This window comes from Microbacterium sp., from assembly GCF_041909575.1.
In the GTDB taxonomy this organism is placed as follows: Bacteria; Actinomycetota; Actinomycetes; order Actinomycetales; family Microbacteriaceae; genus Microbacterium.
In genome coordinates, this window is record NZ_JAYRDE010000179.1 from 1 (window position 1) to 2,965 (window position 2,965).

Below are 2,965 nucleotides of genomic sequence, written 5' to 3' on the forward strand. Positions count from 1 at the left end.
CGCACTCGAACGCGCGCATCACGGAGCTGCTCAAGACCCGTGCGCTCGACCGCTACCCGGCCGAGTCGGCCGGCCCCGGCGACATCGTCGCGATCGCCGGCATCGAGGAGATCACGATCGGCGAGACCATCGCCGACCCCGAGGACGTGCGTCCGCTGCCCGCGATCCACGTCGACGACCCCGCGATCTCGATGACCATCGGCACGAACACGTCGCCGCTCGTCGGCAAGGTCAAGGGCCACAAGCTCACGGCGCGCATGGTCAAGGACCGCCTCGACCGCGAGCTCGTCGGCAACGTGTCGCTCAAGGTGGTCGACATCGGCCGGCCCGACGCGTGGGAGGTGCAGGGCCGTGGTGAGCTCGCCCTCGCCATCCTCGTCGAGAACATGCGCCGCGAGGGCTTCGAGCTCACTGTCGGCAAGCCGCAGGTCGTCACCCGCAAGGGGGAGGACGGCAAGGTCAAGGAGCCGTTCGAGCACCTCACGATCGACGCGCCCGAGGAGTACCTCGGCTCCATCACCCAGCTCATGGCCTCCCGCAAGGGCCGCATGGAGTCGATGGTCAACCACGGCACCGGCTGGGTGCGCATGGAGTTCATCGTCCCCTCGCGTGGCCTGATCGGCTTCCGCACCGAGTTCCTGTCCGTCACGCGCGGCACCGGCATCGCCAACGCGATCTCGCACGGGTACGACGACTGGGCCGGTCACATCCAGGCCCGTCAGAACGGGTCGATCGTGGCCGACCGCTCCGGCGTCGTCACCCCGTTCGCGATGATCGCCCTGCAGGAGCGCATGAGCTTCTTCGTGCAGCCGACCGAAGAGGTCTACGAGGGCATGGTCGTCGGCGAGAACTCGCGCGCCGACGACATGGACGTGAACATCACCAAGGAGAAGAAGCTCACCAACATGCGGTCCTCGACCGCTGACGCGTTCGAGTCGATGACTCCGCCGCGGCAGCTCTCGCTCGAGGAGAGCCTGGAGTTCGCGCGCGACGACGAATGCGTCGAGGTCACGCCCGAGAAGGTGCGCATCCGCAAGGTCGTCCTCGACGCGACCGAGCGCGGCCGTGCCGCCTCGCGCCTGAAGCGCCAGGACGCCAACGCCTGATCGTGGCAGGGATCGTGCCACGGATGTCCGACCTGACCGCGGGGTCGGTCCCGGCCCGTCGGTAGCATCGAACGGGTGACCCTCGACCCCCACTTCGACGACGCGCACAGTGCCGGCGAGGCCCGTCGAGCCGCGCGCGAGGGCATCGGCGTCGCCCTGGCCACGAGCGCCTACGGCATCTCCTTCGGAGCCTTGGCCGTGGCATCCGGACTCGACGTCTGGCAGACGTGCGTCATGAGCCTCCTGATGTTCACGGGTGGGTCGCAGTTCGCCTTCGTCGGGGTCGTCGGTGCCGGCGGACTCGCCGCGGCGCCCGCGGCGATCGCGTCGGCGGCGCTGCTCGGCGTGCGCAACGTCGCCTACGGCATGCGGATGTCGCCCGTGATCGGCTCCGGATTCTGGCGGCGCGCGGCGGCGGCGCACTTCACGATCGACGAGTCGACGGCGGTGTCGCTGGCGCAGCGGACGCAGCACGCACGCACGATCGGCTTCTGGGTGACGGGCATCGGCATCTACGTCGGCTGGAACCTCTCGACGCTCGCGGGCGCGCTCCTCGGCGACGTGCTCGGGGACCCGCGGGCGTACGGATTGGATGCCGCGGCCGCGGCCGCGTTCCTCGCGCTGCTGTGGCCGCGTCTCCGCCACCGGCAGCCGATCGTCGTGGGCATCGCGGCCGCCGTCATCGCGACGCTTCTCACGCCGGTCCTGATGCCCGGGCTGCCCGTCATCATCGCCGCCACGGTGGCGATCGTCGTGGGGTGGTTGAACTGGCTGGGAACGCCGGAGGATGCTGAGATCCGGGCGGAGTGGGACGAGCCGGAGGACGTCGCCGAGCGGGAGGGCCTGCCGTGACCATGTGGACCGCTCTGCTCGTCGCCTCCATCCTGTGCGTCGCGCTGAAGACCGTCGGGTACCTCGTGCCGCCGAGGTGGGTCGAAGCGCCGCGGCCGATGCGGATCGCCGACCTGCTCACCGTCGCCCTCCTCGCGGCCCTGGTCGCCGTCCAGACCCTGGGGGCGGGTCAGGCCGTCGTCGTGGATGCCCGCGTGCCTGCCGTGCTGGTGGCCGCCGGGCTGCTCCTGCTCCGGGCGCCGTTCCTCGTCGTCGTCGCCGCGGCCGCGCTCACGGCGGCGCTGCTGCGCCTGTGGGGCTGGGCGGACTGACCGCGCCGGTAGAGTCTTCGGGTGCGCTCCTCCCTTCCCGCCCGTCTCGGAACATGGGTCGTCGCCCTGCTCGTCGGCGCGGTGTACGGCCTCGCGGGCACGATCGCGCACGCCTACGAGCTGGGCTGGTTCCCGGTCGGCCTGGTGCTGGCGCTCATCGGATGCGCGGCGCTCCTCGTGGCCGTCCGGCTCCTCACCGCCGACCGCTGGGCGGCCTTGGCGACCGGACTGGGCATGATGACCGCGACCCTCGTGTTCTCGGGCAAGGGCCCCGGCGGCTCCGTGATCGTCCCCGAGAGCCCGCTCGGCACAGTCTGGACGATCGCGCTCCCCATCGTCGTGGCCGTGGTCGTCGCCTGGCCCGATCACTTCGGTCCGGCACGCGCGGAGGGCGCGGCATCCGGTTCGCCCGAGGCGAGCGAACCGGTGCCGGGCATCGCGGCCGAGGGACGGAACTAGACTGGCATCGTGACGTATGTGATCGCCCTTCCCTGTGTGGACGTCAAGGACCGCGCCTGTATCGACGAGTGCCCGGTCGACTGCATCTACGAGGGCGAGCGATCGCTGTACATCCATCCCGACGAATGCGTGGACTGCGGCGCCTGCGAGCCGGTCTGCCCCGTCGAGGCCATCTACTACGAGGACGACCTGCCCGACGAGTGGCAGGACTACTACAAGGCCAACGTCGAGTTCTTC

Annotated in this window: 4 protein-coding genes and 1 pseudogene; all 5 read left to right on the plus strand. The window is 70.6% G+C overall.

Translation table 11 applies throughout. The features are described from left to right. Positions 1-1,106 (plus strand): annotated as a pseudogene (locus ACE3O1_RS15245) (translational GTPase TypA); the annotation flags it as partial. A 75-nt stretch (positions 1,107-1,181) separates the two neighbouring features. Beyond that, positions 1,182-1,958, plus strand: coding sequence for an AzlC family ABC transporter permease (locus ACE3O1_RS15250; protein ID WP_374316495.1), 777 nt, complete (start codon positions 1,182-1,184; stop codon positions 1,956-1,958). Next, positions 1,955-2,269, plus strand: a complete 315-nt coding sequence (locus tag ACE3O1_RS15255; protein ID WP_374316497.1) for an AzlD domain-containing protein — start codon at positions 1,955-1,957, stop codon at positions 2,267-2,269. The genes ACE3O1_RS15250 and ACE3O1_RS15255 overlap by 4 nt, the downstream gene beginning before the upstream one ends. A gap of 21 nt (positions 2,270-2,290) precedes the next feature. Next, on the plus strand, positions 2,291-2,728 hold the full coding sequence (locus ACE3O1_RS15260; protein WP_374316499.1) for a DUF6113 family protein: 438 nt from the start codon (positions 2,291-2,293) through the stop codon (positions 2,726-2,728). Between the two features lie 9 nt (positions 2,729-2,737). Then, on the plus strand, positions 2,738-2,965 hold a 228-nt coding region (gene fdxA / locus ACE3O1_RS15265; protein ID WP_374316501.1), incomplete at its 3' end, for a ferredoxin.